At 72.8% G+C, this 21,277-nt stretch carries 19 protein-coding genes; 9 read left to right on the forward strand and 10 right to left on the reverse strand.

The window, feature by feature from the left end:
* Positions 1 to 14: 14 nt before the first annotated feature.
* The 5 genes from ACZ63H_RS01730 (at position 15) to ACZ63H_RS01750 (ending at position 7,085) form a co-directional block, all read left to right on the forward strand.
* Positions 15 to 1,163: an aldose epimerase family protein gene (locus tag ACZ63H_RS01730; RefSeq protein ID WP_469861097.1), complete on the forward strand. Its 1,149-nt coding sequence runs from the start codon at positions 15 to 17 to the stop codon at positions 1,161 to 1,163.
* 169 nt (positions 1,164 to 1,332) lie between these two features.
* A complete protein-coding gene (gene cutA, locus ACZ63H_RS01735) occupies positions 1,333 to 1,665 on the forward strand; it encodes a divalent-cation tolerance protein CutA (protein ID WP_469861099.1) in 333 nt (110 codons plus the stop codon).
* Positions 1,666 to 1,807: 142 nt separating this feature from the next.
* Complete coding sequence (locus tag ACZ63H_RS01740; protein ID WP_469861101.1) at positions 1,808 to 2,764, forward strand: arabinan endo-1,5-alpha-L-arabinosidase; 957 nt, start codon at positions 1,808 to 1,810, stop codon at positions 2,762 to 2,764.
* Positions 2,765 to 2,947: 183 nt separating this feature from the next.
* The gene (locus ACZ63H_RS01745) at positions 2,948 to 6,205 is read left to right on the forward strand and encodes an NACHT and WD40 repeat domain-containing protein (RefSeq protein WP_469861103.1); all 3,258 of its coding nucleotides are present in this window, start codon (positions 2,948 to 2,950) and stop codon (positions 6,203 to 6,205) included.
* Between the two features lie 136 nt (positions 6,206 to 6,341).
* Entirely contained in the window at positions 6,342 to 7,085 is a 744-nt protein-coding gene (locus tag ACZ63H_RS01750) for an intradiol ring-cleavage dioxygenase (protein ID WP_469861105.1), read from the forward strand.
* 61 nt (positions 7,086 to 7,146) lie between these two features.
* Here the strand turns inward: ACZ63H_RS01750 and ACZ63H_RS01755 are convergent, their stop codons facing one another.
* Both ACZ63H_RS01755 and ACZ63H_RS01760 read right to left on the reverse strand, forming a co-directional pair.
* Complete coding sequence (locus ACZ63H_RS01755; RefSeq protein ID WP_469861107.1) at positions 7,147 to 7,374, reverse strand: hypothetical protein; 228 nt, start codon at positions 7,372 to 7,374, stop codon at positions 7,147 to 7,149.
* A gap of 81 nt (positions 7,375 to 7,455) precedes the next feature.
* Positions 7,456 to 7,914 carry an RrF2 family transcriptional regulator gene (locus ACZ63H_RS01760; RefSeq protein WP_469861109.1) on the reverse strand — a complete coding sequence of 153 codons (459 nt, stop codon included), beginning with the start codon at positions 7,912 to 7,914 and terminating at the stop codon, positions 7,456 to 7,458.
* A 75-nt stretch (positions 7,915 to 7,989) separates the two neighbouring features.
* Here ACZ63H_RS01760 and ACZ63H_RS01765 point away from each other — a divergent pair, with 75 nt between their 5' ends.
* Positions 7,990 to 10,941 carry a glycoside hydrolase family 35 protein gene (locus tag ACZ63H_RS01765; protein ID WP_469861111.1) on the forward strand — a complete coding sequence of 984 codons (2,952 nt, stop codon included), beginning with the start codon at positions 7,990 to 7,992 and terminating at the stop codon, positions 10,939 to 10,941.
* Here the strand turns inward: ACZ63H_RS01765 and arfA are convergent, their stop codons facing one another.
* Genes arfA through ACZ63H_RS01790 form a run of 5 tightly spaced genes read right to left on the reverse strand, consistent with a single transcriptional unit; the run spans position 10,942 to position 15,800 of the window.
* The gene (gene arfA / locus ACZ63H_RS01770) at positions 10,942 to 12,462 is read right to left on the reverse strand and encodes an arabinosylfuranosidase ArfA (protein WP_469861113.1); all 1,521 of its coding nucleotides are present in this window, start codon (positions 12,460 to 12,462) and stop codon (positions 10,942 to 10,944) included. It lies immediately after the preceding gene.
* Entirely contained in the window at positions 12,459 to 12,644 is a 186-nt protein-coding gene (locus ACZ63H_RS01775; protein ID WP_469861115.1) for a hypothetical protein, read from the reverse strand. Before ACZ63H_RS01775 ends, arfA begins: the two co-directional genes overlap by 4 nt.
* A gap of 17 nt (positions 12,645 to 12,661) precedes the next feature.
* On the reverse strand, positions 12,662 to 13,501 hold the full coding sequence (locus ACZ63H_RS01780) for a carbohydrate ABC transporter permease (protein ID WP_469861117.1): 840 nt from the start codon (positions 13,499 to 13,501) through the stop codon (positions 12,662 to 12,664).
* Positions 13,498 to 14,445 (reverse strand): carbohydrate ABC transporter permease, encoded by a 948-nt coding sequence (locus tag ACZ63H_RS01785; RefSeq protein WP_469861119.1) that lies wholly within the window; start codon positions 14,443 to 14,445, stop codon positions 13,498 to 13,500. The genes ACZ63H_RS01780 and ACZ63H_RS01785 overlap by 4 nt, the downstream gene beginning before the upstream one ends.
* Positions 14,442 to 15,800 carry an extracellular solute-binding protein gene (locus tag ACZ63H_RS01790; RefSeq protein ID WP_469861121.1) on the reverse strand — a complete coding sequence of 453 codons (1,359 nt, stop codon included), beginning with the start codon at positions 15,798 to 15,800 and terminating at the stop codon, positions 14,442 to 14,444. Before ACZ63H_RS01790 ends, ACZ63H_RS01785 begins: the two co-directional genes overlap by 4 nt.
* A gap of 211 nt (positions 15,801 to 16,011) precedes the next feature.
* Between ACZ63H_RS01790 and ACZ63H_RS01795 the strand changes: the two genes are divergently transcribed.
* Both ACZ63H_RS01795 and ACZ63H_RS01800 read left to right on the forward strand, forming a co-directional pair.
* Positions 16,012 to 16,674 carry a toxin-antitoxin system, toxin component family protein gene (locus ACZ63H_RS01795; protein ID WP_469861123.1) on the forward strand — a complete coding sequence of 221 codons (663 nt, stop codon included), beginning with the start codon at positions 16,012 to 16,014 and terminating at the stop codon, positions 16,672 to 16,674.
* Entirely contained in the window at positions 16,671 to 17,873 is a 1,203-nt protein-coding gene (locus tag ACZ63H_RS01800; RefSeq protein ID WP_469861125.1) for an MAB_1171c family putative transporter, read from the forward strand. The genes ACZ63H_RS01795 and ACZ63H_RS01800 overlap by 4 nt, the downstream gene beginning before the upstream one ends.
* 67 nt (positions 17,874 to 17,940) lie before the next feature.
* On the opposite strand, the gene ACZ63H_RS01805 is transcribed toward ACZ63H_RS01800, so the two are convergent.
* The gene (locus ACZ63H_RS01805) at positions 17,941 to 18,786 is read right to left on the reverse strand and encodes an SMP-30/gluconolactonase/LRE family protein (protein WP_469861126.1); all 846 of its coding nucleotides are present in this window, start codon (positions 18,784 to 18,786) and stop codon (positions 17,941 to 17,943) included.
* On the reverse strand, positions 18,783 to 19,556 hold the full coding sequence (locus ACZ63H_RS01810) for an IclR family transcriptional regulator (RefSeq protein ID WP_469861127.1): 774 nt from the start codon (positions 19,554 to 19,556) through the stop codon (positions 18,783 to 18,785). The genes ACZ63H_RS01805 and ACZ63H_RS01810 overlap by 4 nt, the downstream gene beginning before the upstream one ends.
* A 153-nt stretch (positions 19,557 to 19,709) precedes the next feature.
* Here ACZ63H_RS01810 and ACZ63H_RS01815 point away from each other — a divergent pair, with 153 nt between their 5' ends.
* On the forward strand, positions 19,710 to 20,267 hold the full coding sequence (locus ACZ63H_RS01815; protein ID WP_469861129.1) for a hypothetical protein: 558 nt from the start codon (positions 19,710 to 19,712) through the stop codon (positions 20,265 to 20,267).
* Positions 20,268 to 20,364: 97 nt separating this feature from the next.
* On the opposite strand, the gene ACZ63H_RS01820 is transcribed toward ACZ63H_RS01815, so the two are convergent.
* Complete coding sequence (locus ACZ63H_RS01820; RefSeq protein ID WP_469861131.1) at positions 20,365 to 21,195, reverse strand: oxidoreductase; 831 nt, start codon at positions 21,193 to 21,195, stop codon at positions 20,365 to 20,367.
* Positions 21,196 to 21,277: the final 82 nt, after the last annotated feature.

The following is a 21,277-nucleotide window of genomic DNA, read 5'->3' on the forward strand; positions in this document are numbered from 1 at the left end:
GCGAGAGCCGCACCATGGAACTGAACAGACGCACGGTCATCGCGGGAGCAGCCGCGGCGGGCCTGGCCGCCACCGCGCTCGGCGGCACGGCACACGCGGCCCCGGGAAGGAAGCCGGTGAAGGAACTCTTCGGCACGCTCGCCGACGGCACCAAGGTCCACCGCTGGTCGCTGGAGAACGGCGGCACCCGGATGAAGGTGCTGTCCTACGGCGGTGTCGTGCAGGCCCTGGAACTCCCCGACCGGCACGGCCGCTACGCCAACGTGGTCGCCGGCTTCGACGACCTCGCCGACTACGCGGCGAAGAGCCCGTACTTCGGCGCGCTGATCGGCCGCTACGGCAACCGCATCGCCGCGGGCCGCTTCACGCTGGACGGAAAGCCGTACCAGCTCGACGTGAACGACGGCGACAACAGCCTGCACGGCGGCGCCCAGGGCTTCGACAAGCGGGTGTGGGACGTGGAGCCGTTCACCGACGGCACGGACGTGGGCCTGCGGCTGCGCCGCACCAGCGCCGACGGCGAGATGGGCTACCCGGGCACGCTGCGCACCGAGGTGACGTACACCCTCACCCGGCACGGCGACTGGCGCATCGACTACGAGGCCACCACCGACAAGGCCACCGTCGTCAACCTCACCAGCCACGTCTACTGGAACCTGGCCGGCGAGGGCGGCGGCGGCATCGAGGACCACGAGCTGTCCATCGCCGCCGCCCGCTACACCCCGACCGACGCCGGCCTCATCCCCACCGGGGAGCTGGCCCGGGTCGCGGGCACCCCGTTCGACTTCCGGCACGCCAAGCCCATCGGCCGGGACCTGCGGGCGGGCCACGAGCAGCTCGTGCTGGCCAAGGGGTACGACCACAACTGGGTGCTGGACAAGGGGATCACGGCACGGCCCGAGCACATCGCGACCCTGCGCGACCCGCGCTCCGGCCGCACCCTGAAGATCGCCACCGACCAGCCGGGACTCCAGTTCTACTCCGGCAACTTCCTCGACGGCACGCTCACCGGCACCTCGGGCCGCACCTACCGGCAGGGCGACGCCCTGTGCCTGGAGACCCAGCACTTCCCGGACTCGCCGAACCACCCGGCATTCCCGACGACGGTGCTGCGCCCCGGCCGGACGTACCGGACCACGACGATCCACCGCTTCGGGGTCTGAGGCCCGCTCGCGGGCGGGTGAGCCGAACGCACCCGGCGACACCTCCGTGTCCGGGTGCGGCCCGTGCGGGCCGCACCCGGACACGGAGGTCCCTTCTGCCCGGCGGCGTCGCTCCGGTGCGCGGTACCGTCCGTCCGGTAGAGATCCGCCCCCGGAAGGAAGACCGGCCATGACGGAGCACCGGCACCTGACCGTGCTGACGACCACGGACAGCGAGGAGGAGGCGCAGGCCCTCGCGGCCGGCGCGGTGGAGGCGCGGCTCGCCGCGTGCGCCCAGATCAGCGCCCCCGTCACCAGCGTGTACCGCTGGGCGGGGGCGACGCAGACCGGGCAGGAGTGGCAGATCCTGTTCAAGACCACCACGGCGCGCTACGAGGACCTGGAGACCTACCTCAAGGGGGCGCACACCTACGACACCCCCGAGATCATCGCGACTCCGGTCGTGGCGGGCAGCGCGGCCTACCTGGCGTGGCTGGACGAGGAGACCGCGCCCGCCGGGTAGGGGCCGGATTCCGGCCGGGGGCCGGCCCCTCAGGCGAGTTCCTGTCAGAACCGTTGACTCGTCAACCCTTCGCTTCTACGGTCCCGTCCGAACCTGCGATCGCCGTTCGACATCACGAACGCACCAGGAAGAGGGAGCCGCAATGAAGCGCACCGCACTCCTCGCCGTCCCCGCCGCCCTGCTGCTCGCGCTCGTGCCGGGCACCGCCTCCGCGTACCCCAACCCCGGCACGGTCACCGGCAGCACCGTCGTGCACGACCCGACGATGATCCGTACCCCCGGCGGCCGTTACCTGCTCTACGCCACCGGCGGCGGGCTGGCCTACCGGACCTCCACCGACCGCGTCTCCTTCACCGCGGGCGCCGACGCCTTCCCCGCCAAGCCGGCCTGGTGGTCGTCGTACGCCACCGAGGCCTGGGCGCCGGACATCTCGTACGCCGGCGGGAAGTACCTGATGTACTACGCCGTCTCCAAGTTCGGCGAGAACACCTCGGCGATCGGCCTGGCCGGCTCCACGACCGGACTGCCCGGCTCCTGGACGGACTACGGCGTCGTCTACACCTCCACCTCCGGCAGCGACTACAACGCCATCGACCCCAACCTGTTCGTGGACGACGACGGCAAGTGGTGGCTGTCCTTCGGCAGTTGGTGGACCGGCATCAAGATGATCCGGATCGACCCCGCGACCGGCAAGCAGTACGCGGGCGACACCAGGCGCCACTCCCTCGCCGCCCGGCCCACCGGCAGCAAGGCGGTCGAGGCGCCGTACATCGTCAAGCGCAACGGCTACTACTACCTCTTCGCCTCCTACGACGTGTGCTGCCAGGGCACCGGCTCGACGTACAAGGTGAAGGCCGGCCGGTCGACCTCGGTCACCGGGCCGTACCGCGACAGGAACGGCGTGGCGATGACCGACAACGGCGGCACCCCGGTCCTGGAGTCCCATGGCGACGTCATCGGACCCGGCGGGCAGTCCATCACGCACGACAGCGACGGCGACCTGATCGTCTACCACTACTACGACGGCAGCGCGGGCGGCACCCCGAAGCTCGGCGTCAACCTGCTGAACTGGTCGTCGGGCTGGCCGGTGGCCTACTGAACCTCGCGGCCGGCGCCCTCCGGTCCGCGCCGAGCGGCACACGGCCGGCAGCCGCCCGCCCCGGGACCGGTCGTCTCGACGGAAGTCAGGGCCGACCGGCAGACTCGGCGCATGTTACAGAGAACTCCGGTCCGGTTGAGCGCGCGGACCGTCCGTAATCTCTGCCTGACGGCTCTGGGGACCGTGACCCTCGGGCTCACCCTGTGGATGTGGAGGTCCGGGCAGGACCCCGACAGCGTGGCCACCATCGCCGGGCTGTTCGCCTCGCTGGCCTCGCTGCTGGTCGCGGTCGTCGACGTGTTCCGCGGCACGGAGACACCCCCGGACCCCGCCGCCCTCGCGGACGACCTCACGCGTCAGCTCCGCGCACAGTGGCTGGACGAGGCCCGCGCCCGCCGGCTGCAAGCCCCCCGGGTGCTGCCCCTCGCCTGGAGAACGACGTCGAGCGACCTCACCGACAACGGGCTGCGGACCGGCCCCACCGGCTCCCCCGTGCTGCGGCTGCGCCTGGACGGCCGCCTCGACGGACGGTTCGAGGACGTGACCGACCGCCTCGCCGAAGGCTTCGCGCGCGTTCCGAACCGCCGCCTGGTGGTCGTGGGCGAACCCGGCTCGGGCAAGACGGTCCTGGCCATACTCGTCACCCTGGGTCTCCTCGCCGCACGCGAGGCGGGCGGTCCCGTACCGGTCCTGCTGCCCGTCTCCTCCTGGGACCCCGTCCTGGAGCCGCTCGACGACTGGATCGTCCGCACCATGGCCCAGCCGTACTACAACGGCCGCCCGGAGATCCCCCGCACGCTCCTGGCCCACGGACTGGTGATCCCCGTCCTCGACGGCCTCGACGAGATCCCCGAGTCCGCCCGCCGCGGCGCCATCCGCAAGATCAACGAACACCCGGACCGTCCCCTCGTCGTCACCTGCCGGTCGGTCGAGTACGAGGAACTGATCCGGGCGAGCGCGACCGCCCTGCGGCAGGCGGCGGTCGTCGAAGTCCTTCCGGTCACCCCGCAGGACGCCATCAGGTACCTGCGGGACGTGAACTGGCCCCCGGGAGTGGACTGGGCCCCCGTCTTCGCCCGCCTGCGGACCGAGCCGCAGAGCCCGCTGGCCAGGGCGCTCTCCACACCCCTGATGGTCACCTCGGCACGCCTCGTCTACCAGAAGGGCGGCGGCGACCCCACCGAACTCCTGGACGAGACCCGCTTCGGCAGCGAGTACGCCGTCGCGGACCACCTCCTGCACGGCATGCTCGACGCCGCCTACGCGCCGGACCCGGCCCTGCCCCCGGGAACGGCACCCCGGGAACGCTGGACTCCCGGACAGGCCCGGCGCTGGCTGACGTTCCTCGCCCGGCATCTGCACGACCATCGTGAACGCGACCTGGCGTGGTGGCAGTTGAGCACACGGCTGCTGCCGTCCTGGGCGGGCCTCGTGGTCGGTTTCGGCCTGGGAGCGGTGGTCGCGGCCGCCGCCATGGCGTGGGTCCGGGTGACAGCGGCGGCCGACCGGAGCGACACCAACAACACCGTCATGATGCCCCTCGTCCTCGGGGTGGCCTTCGCGCTCCTCAACGCCCTCGTCTGGAACGCCTCGTCCTCCAGGCCGCCGGGCCGCCTCACCTGGAAGCCGCGGGGGTCGGCGGAGCGCCTGTTCCGGGGATTCACGACCGGGACGGGCCTGGCGTCGCTCCTCGTGACACCGATCATTGCCGTGATGACCATCGCACAGGTCCTCAACCTGTATACACCGGGCTGGGGGACACGGAAGACGGAACTGTGCCTGGAGGGGCTCGGCATCTGCGTCACCCTCAGCGTGGCGGCCGGTCTGGCTCTCGCGACCCACAACTGGCTCGACGCGCCACCGTCACGCGCGGCCCAGGTGAGCCCCATCCGTACGCTCGTCCAGGACCGGCGGTCGTCGATCGTCAGCGCCATGGTGGCCGGGACACTCGTCGCCGTGGCCGGGTTGCCCGCCGTGTGGGCCGGATTCCTGTCCGGAGACCTGTCGATCCGCCTCCTGACCGGCGGATCGGGCTGGCCCGGACACGCGGACACGACGAGCGCACTCGCCTCCTTCCAATGGCATTCCGTGAACAACGCGTTCGGCAACTGGCGCATCAAACTGGGTGCCGCCTTCCTGCTGCCCGGCGTCCTCCTCGCCCTGCTCCTGCTCATGAGCCGGGCCTGGCCGCGCTTCGTCATCGTGAGGACCTGGCTCGCGCTCCGCGGCAAGCTCCCCTGGCGGCTGATGGCGTTCCTCGCGGACGCACGGCGCCGTGAGATCCTGCGCCAGGCCGGCGGCGCCTACCAGTTCCGCCACATCCGTCTTCAGGAGACACTGGCCGGAGAACCCCTGTACAGGGACGGGACCGAGAGCTCGCGCACGGCGGTCCGCCGCAGAACCGTTCTGGCCGTCGGCGCCGGGGCCGTGGCCGCAGGTGTGGGTGTGGCGGCATGGCGCTCCCGCGCCACGAGCATCGCCGACTTCGCCGTCCCCCACCGGCAGCCCGTGCAGGCGGTCCGCTTCCGGCCCCGGAGGGACAGGGAGGTGGTCTTCCTGCTCGACGACGGCAAGGTGGGATTGTGGAGCGGCCGGCCGAACGACCGGGAAGCGCGTCCGGTGTACGTCCCGTCCCGAGAAATGAGCGATCCGGGCTTTCCGGGGCCACTTGAGTTCTCGGCGGACGGTGACACCCTCGTGTTGCCGGTCCCGGACGGTGTGGCGGCCCAGAACCTGGGACGGCTGCCGGGCAGCGGGCCGGCATTGCTCGGCCGGCCCATCGGAAGCCCCACCTTCATCGCCTTCGACTCCCGCCGTGGACTCCTGGCCGCCTTCGTCGACGAGAGCCCCGGCATCGTCTTGTCGGAGGTCTCGGACGGCCATGGCGACTCGGCACCCACCGCCGGGAAATGGGTCCGGTTCGCCGGCGACTACGGTCCCGTCGTGGGAATGACCTTCCTCTCCGACGGCAGCCTGGCGGTGCTCTTCTCCGACAGCGCACGCCGATTCTCGCTTCCCGACACGACTGGTCGTCCCCTGCTGGAAGGAGCGAAGTCGAAGAAGAATCGCGAGTGGTACACGGCCTCCGGGAATCTTCTTGTCGCGTCTCCCCGGGACGAACTCGTCTTCCTCAACTCGCAGACGTCGGAGTTGTGGCTCCCGGAGCACGATCACCATCGCTTTTACTGCACCTTCCCCGGCAAACAGGCGGCAGCCTTCCACCCGACGAAGGAGGCGCTGCTCGCGGCCCCCGACGCCAACGGAAGCGACATCCGTCTCTACCGCTACTCGAAGACCGGTCTCACCGAGGCGGGCCCGCCCCTGCGTGGCCACATCGCACCCGTACGCTCCCTCGATTTCAGCCGCGACGGCCTGTTCCTGGTCTCCGGGGACGAGGACGGGATGATCCGGATCTGGAAAACCGACGACGCCCCGCGATGACCTCGCCGGACGTGCCCGATCCGTACCCGGCACGGCGGACGGTGCCGGCAGGTCGGCCAAACCGCCCGCTTGACGGCTCCGCTCTTTACCGAACCGACAGCTCGCCGACAGGAACCGCCCCTACGGTGCCGTGTCCATGACAGACACCTCCGATGCCCGGAAGATCGGGCGCCGCACCGTGCTCGCCGCCGCCGGCGGCGCCGCCGCGGCGCTGACCGTGGGAGCCGCGGCTCCCCCGAAGGACGCGGACGGCGCGCGGAACACCGCCGCCGTCTGCGCGCTCACCACCAAGATGACCGAAGGCCCCTACCACCTCGACGGAGCGCTCGTCCGCTCCGACATCACCGAGGGCAAGCCCGGCATCCCGCTGAGGCTGGCCCTGACCGTCGTCGACGCCGCCTGCGCCCCGCTCGCCGGCGCCCTCGTGGAGCTGTGGCACGCCGACGCGCTCGGCGAGTACTCCGGCTTCGTGGGCGCCAACGGGCACCAGGAGCCCGACGACCGCACCTTCCTGCGCGGCGGCGTCCTCACGGACTCCGGCGGGGTCGCCAGGTTCACGACCGTCTACCCGGGGTGGTACCGGGGGCGGTGCGTCCACGTCCACGTGAAGGTGCACACCGGCGTGACCGTGACGGCGGACGGCCACTTCACCGGCGGCTCGACCGTCCACACCGGTCAGCTCTTCTTCGCCGAGACGGTCACGGCAGCCATCGCCAGGATCTCGCCGTACTCGGCCAACACGGTCCCGCGCACCACCCTCGCGCAAGACTCCGTCTACGACGACAGGGGCGCCGTCTCCGGCCTGCTCACCCTCACCGCCCTCGGCGGCTCCACCTCGTCCGGTTACACCGGCACGCTCACGCTCGGCGTCCCGGGCTGACGGCCGGCCGGGGCGGGAGGGGGATCCTCGCTTCCTCCCGCCCCGGCCGGGGGGCACGCGTTCAGCGGCCCGGGACGCCCGTCGGGAGCAGGGTGTTCAGCGAGGTGACCGGGTTGCCCGTCTCCAGCGACCCGAGGAGGCCGGACAGGAGGGCGACGCCGGGGGCGGCGGGGACGGGAGAGCTGACGGCGTCGGCGGACGCGGTGGCGGGGGCCGCGGAGGCGGCGGAGGCGGCGGAGGCCAGCAGCGCGGTGGCCAGGACGGAGGCACAGGTGAGCTTCTTGATCATGTCCGTCCTAACGAACGGCACGGGCGGGGGGAAACGCACCGGTCCCCCGGTCGGCCGAGTCCGCCCGGCCGGTGCCGCCCCTCACGGGTTCTCCCACGCCGCCGGCTCCGCCGCCAGCGCCCGGACGGGCTCGGGCAGGGCGTCCGCCGCGAGGTCCGCCACGGTGACGCCCTCCAGGATGCGGCGGACGTTCGCGCGCAGGGCGATCCACAGCGGCAGCAACGGCCGGGCCGTGCCCGTGTAGGCGAGACCCGTCGGGCGTTCGCCGCGCACCGACACGATCGGGCCGTCCACCGCCCGGATGACGTCGGCCACGGTGAGGGACGCCGCCGTCCGCGCCAGCCGGTAGCCGCCGCCCCCGCCACGCCTGCTGTCCACGATCCCGGCCCGCCTGAGGTCGCCCAGGATGCCCTCCAGGAACTTGTGCGGGATGTCCTGCACGGCGGCGATTTCCTCTGCCTTCACGGGGCCGTTACCCTGCCGTACGGCCAGCTCCAGTACCGCCCGTACCGCGTAATCCGCCCGCGCCGAGATCCTCATGGATCCATTGTGGGGCGTCCCGCCATGGAGAATGGCCGGACCCTCGCCCCCTAGGACCGCCCGGGAGGATCCACCTTGGCGCTCAGCAGACGTTCCTTCAGTGCCCTGGCCGGCTCCGCCGCGCTCGGGCTGGCCCTGGGCGGCAGCGGCGTCCCCGGGGCGCCCTCGGCGTACGCGGGCGGCAGCGCGCCGACCGGGCCCGCGCCGGCCCCGCCGGGCGCCGACGGCGTGCGGCACACCATCGGGTACGACCGCTACTCGCTGCTCGTGGACGGGCGGCGGCTGGTGGTGTGGTCCGGCGAGCTGCACCCCTTCCGGCTGCCGAGCCCGGACCTGTGGCGGGACGTCCTGCAGAAGATGCGGGCGCACGGCTACAACGCCGTCAGCGTCTACGTCGCCTGGAACTACCACTCCCCCGCGCCCGGCCGGTACGACTTCTCCGGCGTCCGGGACCTAGACCTGTTCCTGCGCACGGCGGCCGAGACCGGGCTGTACGTCATCCTGCGGCCCGGCCCGTACATCAACGCCGAGGTCGACGGCGGCGGCTTCCCCGGCTGGCTGACCGCGACCGGGGGCACGGCCCGCACCGACGACCCGGAGTACCTGTCGCACGTCGACGAGTGGCTGACCCAGGTCGACCGCATCGCCCGCCGGCACCTGTTCACCCGGGGCACCGGCACGGTACTGCTGTACCAGATCGAGAACGAGTACGACGCCCACCCCGCCGACGCGACCGGCCGGGCGTACATGTCCCACCTGTACAAGAAGGTCCGGGCCGACGGGATCGACGTCCCGCTGTTCCACAACGACAAGGGCAGGAACGGTTACTGGGTCCCCGGCTCCTTCGACACCGGCGGGGAGAAGGGCGGCTGGCTGTACGGGTTCGACGGGTACCCCTCGCCGTTCAAGACCCCGCCGGACTGGGGGCACTACGGGCCCGGCGGGCCGAAGGGCGGGGCCACCGCCTCGCCGGCCACGCCCGGGTTCGTGCCCGAGTTCGGCGGCGGCTGGTTCGACCCGTGGGGCGGGGCGGAGTTCGACGGCAAGGGGTACGACGAGTCGCGGCGCACCCGGGACGCGGCCTACGAGCGCCGCTTCTACCTGACCAACCTGGCCAACGGCCTCACCCTGCACAACGTGTACATGACGTTCGGCGGGACCTCGTGGGGCTGGCTGCCCGCACCGGTCGTCTACACGTCGTACGACTACGGCGCCGCCATCGACGAGGCCCGGAACGTCACCGGCAAGATCGCCCCGATGCACCAGCTCGGGCACCTGCTCCAGCGGGTGCCCGACTTCGCCAAGCTGGACCGGGCGGCGGACGTCGCGGCCGAGGGGCTGAAGGTCTACCACCTGGCCAACCAGGACACCGGCACGCACGTGTACGTCGCGCGCAACGACGGCACGGAGGCGGTCACCACCGATCTGCCGACCGAGGCCGGGAAGCTGCGCGTCACCGTGCCCGGCCGGGACGCCAAGCTGCTGACCACCGGGCTGGCGCTGGGCGGGCGGAAGCTGAAGTACTCCACCGCCTCGCCCATGCTGTGCCTGACCGCGGGCCGGCAGGACATCGCCGTGTTCACCGGGCGCCGCGGCGAGATGGCCGAGCTGGTGCTGGACTGCCCCGAAGAGCCGTCGGTGCAGCGGCTGGACCCGGAGGGCGGCTGGGCCTACGACCGGGGCGAGCTGCACGTCAACGCGCCCCTGGGCGAGGCCGGGCTGACCCGGGTGCTGGTGCGGAAGGGCGGCGGCGACACCCCGCTGGTGCTGCTCTTCGCCGACGACGCCACCGCCGTGCGCCTCTTCCCGTACGACACCCCGTCCGGGACCCTCCTGGTGTACGGCCCGGCACTGCTGCGCCACGCCGAGCTGCGCGGCTCGCGGGTGCACCTCACCGGTGACCTGAGGGAGTCGGCGGGCCTGGAGGTGTGGGCGCCGCGCGGGATCGACACCGTGCTGTGGAACGGGCGCCGGGTGCCCACCCGGGCGACCCTGTCGGGCAGCCTGATGTCCACCGGACCGCTGCCGGGGGCCCCCGAGGTGCGGCTGCCGCGGCTGGGCGGCTGGCGGACGCGGCGGGAGAACCCGGAGGCGGGCCCCGGCTTCGACGACTCGTCGTGGAAGAAGGCCGACAAGACCTCCTCATTCTCCACCACGCCCGTCCCCGAGGGGCAGCCGGTGCTGTTCGCCGACGACTACGGCTTCCACTACGGAGACGTCTGGTACCGGGGCACGTTCGACGACAGCACCGGCGTCGAGGAGGTCGCGCTCGCCTACAGCACCGGCACCCAGGGCCTGCTGATGGCGTGGCTGGACGGCGAGCCGCTGGGCACGCACCGGATGCCCGTGCCGGACAAGGGCACGGTGCGCCAGGGCAGTTGGACGGACACCGCCGTCCTCCCGGTGCGCGAGCGGCTGCGCTCCCCCGGCCGGCACGTGCTGTCCGTGCTGGTCCGGCGCATGCAGCACGACCAGGACGGCAAGGCGCTCGACACGCACAAGGCGGCCCGCGGTCTGACGGCGGTCACCTTCGGGGGCGCGTCGCCGCGGGTGCGCTGGCGCATCCAGGGCGAGGGCCCGGCCGACCCGGTGCGCGGGCCGCTGAACAACGGCGGCCTGTACGGCGAGCGGCACGGCTGGCACCTGCCCGGCTTCCGGGACCGGGACTGGGAGAAGGCGGAGTTCCCGCGCGCGGAGCGGTACCAGGGCGTGACCTGGTACCGGACCACGTTCCGGCTGTCGGTGCCGGCCGATGTCGACGCGTCGATCGGCCTGACCCTGGACGACGACCCGTACCGGGCCTACCGCGCGCAGATCTTCCTGAACGGCTGGAACATGGGCCAGTACATCAACAACGTCGGCCCGCAGCACACGTTCGTGCTGCCGAACGGCATCCTGCGCACCCGGGGCACCAACACCCTGGCGCTGGCGGTCCTGTCGGAGTTCACCACGCTGTCGGGCCCCGGGTCGGTACGGCTGACGCTGCTCGGCAGGGCGGCCGGCGGCATCCCGGTCCGGCCGGTGTGATCACACCAGCCTGATCACGTTCCAGGACAGCGGCTCCAGTACGGCGGTGAGGGTGCCGTCCACCAGGGCGGTGCCCTCGACCGGGTGCGGGGCGACGCGTTCGGGGTCGGTCAGGGTGTTGCGGGCGTCGGGGTCGGCGTCGGCGAGGGCGGTGTGCTCCGTGACGGCGGTCAGCTCCAGGCCGTTCAGGGCGACCTCGAGGGGCAGCGGCTCGGTGCGGCCCCGGTTGACCGCGAACACGGTGACCGTGCCGTCGTCCGCGCGGACGGCGGTGGCGTGCAGCAGGTCCGTCTCGCCGTACTTCCTCGTCTCGTACGTCGGCGACTCCACGCGGACGTCCAGCACCTGGCCGCGGCCGTACCGGGAGGCCTGCGCGAAGGGGAAGAACGTCGTCTGCCGCCAGGCCGGGCCGCCCGGCTCGGTCATGATCGGGGCGATGACGTTGACGAGCTGGGCGAGGCAGGCGACGGTGACCCGGTCGGCGTGCCGGAGCAGGGCGATCAGCAGCGAGCCGAAGACGACGGCGTCGGTGACGCTGTAGTTGTCCTCCAGCAGGCGGGGCGCCTCCGGCCAGTCGGACAGGTCGCGCGTCTCGGAGAACTCCACCCACTTGGTGAGGTACCAGACGTTCCACTCGTCGAAGGAGAGGTTGATCCTCTTCTTCGACTTCAGCAGCGCGCCCACGTGGTCGGCCGTGGCGACCACGTTCTCGATGAAGGACTCCATGTCGACGGCCGAGGCGAGGAAGGAGTCCACGTCGCCGTCGAGGGGCTCGTAGTAGGCGTGCACCGAGATGTAGTCGACGAGGTCGTACGTCTCCTTCAGGACGGTGGCCTCCCACTCGGCGAAGGTGGGCATGGCCTGGGTGGAGGAGCCGCAGGCGACCAGTTCCACCCGGGGGTCCTGCTGGCGCATGGCGCGGGCGGTCTCGGCGGCGAGCCTGCCGTACTCCTCGGCCGTCTTGTGGCCGGTCTGCCAGGGGCCGTCCATCTCGTTGCCGAGGCACCACAGCCGGATGCCGAAGGGGTCCTTGTCGCCGTGGGCGGCGCGCAGGTCGGACAGGGCGGTGCCGGCGGGGTGGTTGGCGTACTCCTGGAGTTCCAGGGCCTCGGCGACGCCCCGGGTGCCGAGGTTGACCGCCATCATGGGCTCGGCCTGGGGGCCGACCTTCTTCAGGAACGCGATGTACTCGGACAGGCCGAAGCGGTTGGTCTCGGTGGAGTGCCAGGCCAGGTCGAGCCGGCGGGGGCGGTCCTCCACCGGGCCGACGGAGTCCTCCCACTTGTAGCCGGAGACGAAGTTGCCGCCGGGGTAGCGGATGGCGGTGACGCCGAGTTCGCGGACCAGCTCCAGGACGTCGGTCCGGATGCCCTCGGCGTCGGCCGCGGGGTGGCCGGGCTCGTAGATGCCGGTGTAGACGCAGCGGCCGAGGTGTTCCACGAAGGAACCGAAGAGGCGGGGGTCGACCTCGCCGACGGTGAAGGCGGGGTCGAGGGTGAAGCGGGCGGTGTTCTTGCTCATGGGTTCCTTCCGGGTTGCTTGGAAGCGGGCCGGCCCGCGTGCCGGCGGAGCTCGTCGAGCCCCGGCTCCGGGGTGCCGCCGTCCGTCGTGTCGTAGTGGTGGTGGGCCGGCCGGGTCTTGCCGTGGCCGCGGCCGGACAGGAGGAGGCCGCCGCCGTTCAGCCGGCAGGCGGCGTATGCCATCGTGGACGCTCCTCCCGTCACTGGCCGGCCAGGCCGGTGTGGGCCACGCCCCGCACGATCTGGCTCTGGAAGAAGACGAAGACGATGATCAGCGGCAGCCCGGCGACCAGGCCGCCGGCCATCAGCTGGGGCCAGACGATGCCGAAGGCGTTCTGCACGGTGGCGATGCCGTTGGGCATGGTCATCAGGTCGGGGTTGTTGGTCACCATGTACGGCCACAGGAAGTTGTTCCAGGACGCGATGAAGGTGAAGATCCCGACCGCGGACAGCGAGGGCTTGGACAGGGGCAGCACGATGGTGAAGAAGATCCGCCAGCGGCCGGCGCCGTCGATGAACGCGGCCTCCTCCAGCTCCCTGGGCAGCCCCTGGAAGAACTTGTAGAGGATGTAGACCATGGCGGCCGGGGCGCACTGGGGCAGGATCATGCCCCAGTAGGTGTCGACCATGCCGAGCGACTGGACCGTGGTGAACAGCGGGACGCCGAGGATCGCCGGGGAGAACATCAGTCCGGCCATGGTCAGGCCCATGAGGGCGCCCTTGCCGCGGAACTCGGTGCGGGCGAAGCCGTATCCGGCGAGGGAGGCGACCAGCAGCACGATCACCGTGACGCACACGGAGACGACGACGGAGTTCACGAACCAGGTGGGGATGTCGCCCGCCCGCAGGACCTTCCTCCAGGAGTCCAGGGTGACGTGGTCGGGTATCCAGTGCGGCGAGGTGACCGATTCCGTCGGGGACTTCAGGGACGTGGACAGGGCCCAGGCCAGGGGGGCGAGCCAGATCAGGGAGAGGGTGGCGGCGACGGCCGTCAGCGCGATCTGGGCGGGGGGCCAGCGGCGGGCGGAGCGGGTGGTCATCGGGTGGCCTCCTCGCGGCTCTTCAGCAGCCACATCCGGGCGAGCGCCACGGCCGCGATGATGACGAACAGGACGAAGGAGATCGCGGAGGCGTAGCCCACGCGGTAGGTGGTGAAGCCCTGTTCGAGGGTGTACTGGACGAAGGTGCGGGTCGATTCCTCCGGTCCGGGCCCGAACTGGTACATGACCACGGCCTGGTCGAAGACCTGGAGGGAGGCGAGGACCTGGAGGGCGACGATCAGGCCGGTGACGGAGCGCAGGTTGGGCACGGTGATGTGCCGCATCCGCTGGAGGGCGTTCGCCCCGTCCAGTCCGGCGGCCTCGTACAGGTGCTGCGGGATGTTCTGCAGGGCGGCCAGGTAGAGGAGGAAGGAGAAGCCGACCGTCCACCACAGGGTGGCGACGACGACGGCGAGCATGGCCGTGGACTTCTGGGTGAGCCAGGGCGTGTCCAGGCCGAGGACGTGGTTGACCATGCCGTTGGTGGGCTGGAACAGCCACCACCACAGGTTGCCCACGACGGCCGAGGGCAGCAGGAAGGGCGCGAAGAAGCACAGCCGCCACAACCACTTGAAGTGCACGGTGTGGTGGGCGATCAGGGCCATCAGCAGGGCCACGAGGACGATCAGCGGGACGACGTACAGCGTGAACCGCGTGCTGTGCCACAGGGAGTCCCAGACGAGCGGGTCCCGCAGTGCCTCGCGGTAGTTGGCGAGGCCCACGAAGCCGGTGTGGTCGCCGGAGATGTTGGCGTCCGTGAAGCTGAGGTACAGGCCGCGGACGACGGGCAGGATGACGAACAGGCCGTAGAGGACGAGGAACGGGGCGACGAACCAGCCGCCGTGCTGGAGGCGGCGGGACCGGCGCAGCCGGGCGGTGTCGGTGCCGGCGGCGGCGCGGGGGCGCACCGTGCGGCCGGCCGTGGTCAGCGTCGTACTGCTCATGCGGCGGCTCCCTTCGGCTCCTGGGCGGCGGTGCGCCCGGTCATCGGGTTCTTCGCCGCGAGCAGCCGCTCCAGCAGCGACCTCATGCGGCGGGCCGCCTTGCCGGGAGCGGTGGAGCCGAGGTTGGAGGAGGCGATGACCGGGCCGAGGCGCTGGGCGAGGATGCCGGTGGAGCCCGCGAACCAGATGTGCGGCTCGTTGGCCTGGTGGTCCATGGCGGGCCGGGAGTACTCGTTCTGCGGGGTCAGCCCGCGGTAGCCCGGGTCCTCGAAGGTGGGCAGGTAGGCGGGGATGTGACCGCCTCGGGCCCAGGTGGTGGCGTGGGTGACCATGTAGGCGGCGAGCCGGTACGCGCCCTCGTCGGCGGCGCCGCCGCGGCCGGCCTGGTGGGGCAGGACGAAGGAGTGGGACTCGGCGTGGGTGGCCGGGGTGCCGAAGACCGGGGGGAGCGGCTGGGCGCCGTAGTCGACCTTCTCGTCGTTGAAGTAGGGCACCGACCAGTTGCCCTCCCAGGTGAAGGGGGAGCCGGCGAGGAACGCTTCGGCGTCGGTCTCGCCCGGGGTGACGTAGCCGTCGGTGACGTGCTTGCGGAAGAACTCCAGGACCCGGGTGGCCTTGTCGGTGTCGAAGGTGAGGCCGGTCCGGGCGGCGTCGAAGTAGGTGCCGCCGAGCTGCCGGTAGAAGGCGACGAAGAACCACCAGCAGAAGTTCTGGTCGTTGGCGTGCAGGCCGAGGGTCTGCTGCCCCTTCCCCAGCTGCTTCCTGGCCTCCTTGAGGAGGGCGAACCAGTCGTCGGTGGAGCCGGCGGCGGGCAGCCGGCCGGCGGAGTCGAGCAGTCCGGCCTTGCGGCACACGTCCTTGCGGTAGAAGCAGAGCTGGACGTGGATGTCCAGGGGCAGGGCGTAGAGCTTGCCGTCGACGATGCCGCGCTGCCACAGCACCGGGTTGAAGTCGGCCTCGCGCACTCCGTACCTGGCCAGCAGCCCGGTGTCCCAGGGGTCCAGCAGGCGTCCGGGGGCGAAGCCGGGGATGCGGCCCTGGTGCATGACGGCGAGGTCGGGGGCGCGGTTGCCGGCGGCGGCCATGGCGAGCTTGGTGTAGTAGGGGCCGCCCCAGGTGAGGGTGGAGTCCTTCACCGCGGTGCCGGGGTGCGTCCTGCGGAACGCGTCGACCATGGCGACCTGGTTGGCGCCGTCGCCCCCCTGGAAGAGGTTCCAGTAGCGCACCCGGGTGCGGGCGCCGGTGGCCAGTGCGTCGGCCCCGCTGCCGAGGGCCGCGAAACCGAGGCTCGCGGCCGTCAGCAACCCGCCCGCGGCCCCGAGGAAGTGCCTGCGGTTCAGGCCGGGTTGTCCCATACCTTGCCCCCACGTTCGGTATTCCGAATGCTGCCCGTAACTTCGAACGGGACCGTAGATTCCCCGCGCGCGTGCGTCAATGGGTTCGACAAACCTCATAGATCGTTTCGTGTTGAACGACGGCCGGGGGAACGCATGACGCGGGCACATTCGTGCGCGTACGCTCGGACCAGCCACGACCGGGCGGAACACGGCACGGAGGGGGAACCGGATGGGCATCGCGGACGCGCGCCGGCGGGCCGCCGGGCTCGCCGCACGGCTGCGCCGCCCCCGCCCCGGCCCCGCCATGCGCACCCTGGCCGCCGACCTCGCCGCCGCCGTCCGCGCCCGGCCCGAACCGCCGGACGGCATACGGCAGCTGTGCCGCGCGCTGTGCGAGGAGATGAGCGCGCTGCGCGCCGGACGGCCGGTGGAGCTGCGGTTCGAGCGGTTCCCGGACGAGATCGAAGTGACCGGACTGTGGGTGGAGTTCGCCGACTTCGACCTCGTCATCGTGGAGGAGCGGGCGCAGGACGTGCAGCAACTGGTCATCCTGGGGCACGAACTGTGGCACCTGCACGCCGGCCACCGGCACCACCACCTGGCCGGCGCCGCAGCGGCCCGGGCCCTCGCCGACGCGCCCGGCTGGCGGGAGGCGGCCCTCACGGTGGCCGCCCGCAACGGCTCCCGGGAGACCGACGAGGCCGAGGCGGACGACTTCGGGCACCGCCTGGCCACCCTCTTCCGCGACCAGCTGGACGGGGCCCGGCCCGCCCCGCCGGACCCCGTCCAGCGCTCCCTCGGCTACCGCGGACGCGAACGGGCGCGCGGCCCCGGGGGGCGCGCCGCGCCGGCGGCCGACCGGCCCGCCGGGAAGGGGGGAGCCGCGCGGTGACACCGCCGGGCCTCCTCTGCGACTTCTCCGTCTCCTTCTGGATCCCCGCGGCCGTGCTGGTCACCGCCCTGGCGATCAAGCTGCCGACCATCATCCGGCTGTGGCGGGACCCGCTGCTGCGCGCGGTCGGCACCCTGCTGCTGCTCGCCTGCGCGGTGTTCGTCTTCAGCGCCCCGTCCACCGTCGCCCTGGTCAACCGGCTGGCCGGGGTGCCCAACATCTCGGCGCCCTGGTGCTACTCGCTGATCACCGCGCTGTGCGCGAACGGCCTGCTGCTGCTCATCACCTGGCGCAACGGCCCCTCGGGCCGCTCGGCCGGCACCCGCCGGGCGCGGCTTTGGGTGCTCTCGGCGTACTCGGGCGTGATCGCCGCCCTGTGGGTCCTGTTCCCGCTCGCCGACGCCCCCGCGGAGCGGCTGCGGGACCTGGACACCTACTACGCCACCACGCCGTTCATCCGCGAGGGCATCCTGCTCTACCTGGTCGCGCACGCCGTGGCCTGCCTGGTCAGCTCCCGGCTGATCCGGGCCTGGGTGCGCGTGGCGGGCCTGGACGCCTGGCTGCGGCGGGGCCTCAGGCTGCTGGGCGCGGGGTACGCGCTGGACCTGGTGTACAGCGTGGCCAAGCTGACCGCCGTCGGCACGCGCTGGACCGGACGGGACGCGGACTGGCTGAGCACCGACCTGGCGCCGGCCTTCGCCGCCGTCGCCGCGATCCTCGTCGCCGCCGGGTTCGTCCTGCCGCACGCCGGCCAGTATCTGCGCGACCGGTGGCGGGTCCGGCTCGCGCACAGTGAACTACGGCCGCTGTACCGGCTGTTGCGCTCGGTCAGCGGGGCGGGGCTGCCGTTCGTGCTGCGCGCCACGCCCGAACTGCGGCTCACCCGGCGCGAGACGTTCATCCGGGACGTGCTGCTGCCGCTGGCGCGGCGCATCGACACCGGGCTGGGCGGGCGCGCCTACGACGCGGCGCTCGGGCTCGGCCATCCGCCCGAGCGGGCCCGGGCGCTGGCCGCGGCGGTGTGCGTGCTGGACGCCGTCGAGACGGGGGCGCCCGCGCGGCCCGCGCCGGGGGACGGGGCCGACGCGGCGGATCTGCTGCGGGAGATCGGGGCCGTGTCGCGCGCGCTGCGGCGGTCCGCCGACATCGAGGCGGTGCGGGCCCGGATGGCGGGGGCGCGGGTGGAGACCCGGGTGTGACGGTGCGGGATGCCGGCCGGCCGTACCCCGGCCGCGTACCGCCGCGTCGCCGCGCCCCTCGGGGTGCTCAGCCCGCGAACGCCGGCTGCGGCAGCCCCTTGCCCGCGTCCGGGACGACCAGGAGGGAGCCCGAGAGCGGGTGGGGGGAATCGAGGCCCGTGCGGGCCGTGGTGATGTAGAGGTCGGTCAGGGTGGGGCCGCCGAACGCGCAGGCCGTCGTCCGGGGGGTGGGCAGGGCGATGACGCGGTCCAGGGTGCCGTCGGGTGTGTAGCGGCGGACCGCGCCACCGTCCCACAGGGCCACCCACACGCAGCCGTCGGCGTCGACCGTGAGGCCGTCCGGGTAACCCGCGCCCTCCTCGATCTCGGCCAGCGGGCGGCGGTTGCGGACACCGTCGGCGTCGTGGTCGAAGACGTCCACGCGGCGCGTGGGGGTGTCGACGTAGTACATGAGGCGGCCGTCGGGGCTCCACCCGGTGCCGTTGCTGACCGTGACGTCGTCCAGCACCGTGCGCGTGGTGCCGTCCCCGGTCAGCCGGGACAGCGTGCCGCCGCCCGTCGCCTCGTCGTAGCGCATCGTGCCCCACCACAGGGAGCCGTCCGGGGCCACGGCCGCGTCGTTCCCGCGGCGGCCCGGGACCGGCTCGTGGTGCAGCCAGCGGAACGTGTCGTCGGGGTCCAGCAGCCCGACGCCGTCGCGCAGGTTCAGCACCAGGCCGCCGCCCGCGCGGGGCTTGGCGGCGCCGACGTGCTGGGGCGTCGTGCGGACCGTGCGGCGCCCGGTCAGCGGGTCGTAGGTGTGCAGCCGCGTGCCCAGGATGTCCAGCCAGAGGAGGCGGCCGGTCACCGGGTCCCAGGTCGGGCCCTCCCCGAGCGTCGCCTCCGCCGCCACCGCCACCTCGTACGCCGTCATGCCGCGCTCCTGTGTCCCAGCCGCTCCGACAGTTCCGCCGCGCCCTTGGCGGCCAGCTGCTCCAGCTCGGCCCGGCGCTCGTCGCTCCAGCGAATCATAGGGACGGAGATGGACAACGCGGCGACGACTTGCCCGGTGCGGTCGCGGACCGGCGCGGCGACACAGGAGACGTCGGGGTTGGACTCGCGGCTCTCCACCGCGATCCCGCGCTGCCGGATCTCGGCCAGGGCCTCGCGCAGCGCGGCCGGGTCGGTGATGCTGTTCGGGGTCATCCCGGCCAGCTCGGCGTCGTCGGGGATCCGCGCGGCCAGCTCCGGGCCGGGCAGCGAGGCCAGCAGCATCTTGCCGACCGAGGTGCAGTGGGCGGGCAGCCGGCGGCCGGCGGCGGAGACCATGCGGACGGCGTGGGTGGAGTCGACCTTGGCGATGTAGATGACGTCGGTGCCCTCCAGGATCGCCACGTGCACCGTCTCGTCGCAGGTCTCGGCGACCGAGCGGGCCACCTGCTGGCCCTCGGCGGCGAGGTCGAGCTGCTCGGCGTAGCGGCTGCCGAGCTGGTACGGGCGCACGCCGAGCCGGTACCGTCCGGGCTGACCGGGCACCTGGACGATGTACGACCGGGCGGCGAGCGTGGTGACCAGTTCGTGCACGGTGGTGCGCGGCAGCTGGAGCCTGCGCACGATGTCGGGGGCGGAGAGCGTCCCGTCCCCGTCGAGGAACAGCTCAAGAATGTCGAGAGCCCGGGTCACGGCAGGCACGAGGCGTCCCACGTCCGGCCCCCTCCCTTGGGTGTTAGGCGCCCGTCGGTGATACCCGCGTCGAGGTGTTCGAGATATCAACAGGCGATCGGCATGACGAACATAGGCTAGTCAGGGAAGGTTGCGCGGGCAATGGGCGGGCGTGAGCCGGGCACCATGGACCCCATGGGACCCGACTTCCAGCTGGTGCTGCTGCGCCGCATGGCCGACCACAACCCGGACCTCGTCGACGAGGCGCGGCGCCGGCTCGGCGCGTCGGCGGCGGACATGCGGGAGGCCAACAAGCGGTGGCAGGCGATGGCCCGTTCACCGCGCGGCCGGGGCGCCGCCGCCCGGTACCGGGCGGTCCTCGGCGCCCCGGAGTCCGTGGCGCCGCGCCGGGTCGGCGACCTGGACTGCGAGGCCCGGCGGTGGGCCCTGCCGCTCTGGCCCGACCTGCGGTTCGAGGTGCTGCTCGGGCCGGAGGGCGGGGTGTGGCACGAGTGGCTGGTGCGGGCGCCGGACGCGCCGGGCCCGCGCCTCGTCACCCTGGAGGACCTGACGCCCTGGTCGTGCACGGTGGACGAGGCCGCCCGCGCCTTCGCCCCCGCCCGGCCGCTCCAGGGCTCGGCCCCCACCCGGTCGGGGCTGGCCCTGACCGCCCCGGACCGACAGGGCGTACGGCACGAGCTGGTCGCCGAGTTCACCTGGGGACTGCTCCAGCGCACGGCGCCCGTCACCTGAGCACCCGCCCCACGGAACCGCACCGGCGGACGGCCGTCCCCGCGCGGCAGGCGCCGGCGGCCGTCGCTCCACCCCGCCGCGCATCGTCAGACAGGCCCTAGGCGTCGAAGCCGGTCGCCCGGGTCTGCTTCTCCCACTCGGTGACCTCCGCGCGGACCTGGTCGAGGTGGCCCAGGACCGCGCTCACCCCGTCGTCGCCCAGCGGCAGGCGCAGCGGGGTGCGCTCGGCCGCCAGCGCGGCCAGGATGACGGCCGCCGCCTTGGCCGGATCGCCCGGCTGGGTGCCGTCGCCGCCGGAGATGAACCCGCGGGTCTCGCTCACCTTGGCGTACACCCCGCTGTCGGGGCTGGCCCCGGCCCGCCCGGCGCCGAACAGGGAGGTCCGGAACGCGCCCGGCTCCACGATCAGCACCTTGATGCCGAACTCCGCCACCTCGTCGGCGAGCGCCTCGGAGATGCCCTCCAGGGCGAACTTGGTGCCGCTGTAGGCGCCGAAGCCGGCGAAGGACATCTGCCCGCCCATGCTGCTCATCTGCACGATCGCGCCCGTGCGCCGCTCGCGCATGTGCGGCAGCACCGCCCGCACCAGGGCCGTCGGGCCGAACACGTGCAGCTCGAACAGCTCCCGCAGTTCCCGGTCCGTGGTCTCCTCGACCGCGCCGACGTGCGTGCGGCCCGCGTTGTTGACCAGCACGTCGATCCGGCCGTGCCGGGCCACGACGTCCGCCACGGCCGCCTCGACCGCGGCGCCGTCCGTCACGTCGAGGCGCAGCGCCTCCACCTTGCCCGGGTGGGCGGCCACCAGGTCCTCCAGCGCCTCCGGGCGGCGGGCCGCGCCGACCACCAGGTCCCCGGCGGCGACGGCCGCCTCGGCGATCGCCCGGCCGAATCCGCTGCTCGCCCCGGTCACCAGCCATACCTTGGACACGTCAACTCCCCCATCGTGCAGTGATCTTGACGGGGACAGCCTGCGTCACGGGACGCCCCGGCGTCCAGCGGCGGCCGCGAAC

The sequence above is a fragment of the Streptomyces sp. NPDC104831 genome (assembly GCF_055583025.1).